This window comes from Streptomyces rubellomurinus (assembly GCF_000961885.1).
In the GTDB taxonomy this organism is placed as follows: Bacteria; Actinomycetota; Actinomycetes; order Streptomycetales; family Streptomycetaceae; genus Kitasatospora; species Kitasatospora rubellomurina.
In genome coordinates, this window is sequence record NZ_JZKH01000397.1 from 1 (window position 1) to 232 (window position 232).

A 232-nucleotide genomic window follows, 5' to 3' on the forward strand; every position below is an offset into this window, starting at 1 on the left:
CACCCTGCTGAACGTGTACGGCCCGACGGAGTCGACGGTCGCCGCGACGGTGAGTGGCAGCGGGCTGAGCGGTTCGGCGACGCCGTCGCTCGGCAAGGCCGTGGTGGGTACCCGGCTGTACGTGCTGGATTCCGGTCTGCGGCCGGTGGTGCCGGGTGTGGTCGGCGAGCTGTACATCGCCGGCGACGGTCTGGCGCGCGGCTACCTCAAGCGTCCTGGGATGACGGCCGAG

General features: G+C 71.6%; 1 protein-coding gene. It reads left to right on the plus strand.

Features of this window, described 5'->3' with window-relative positions; translation table 11 throughout:
* Positions 1–13: 13 nt before the first annotated feature.
* Positions 14–232 (plus strand): AMP-binding protein (locus tag VM95_RS38350; RefSeq protein ID WP_341846063.1); only part of this gene is annotated, 219 nt, incomplete at its 3' end.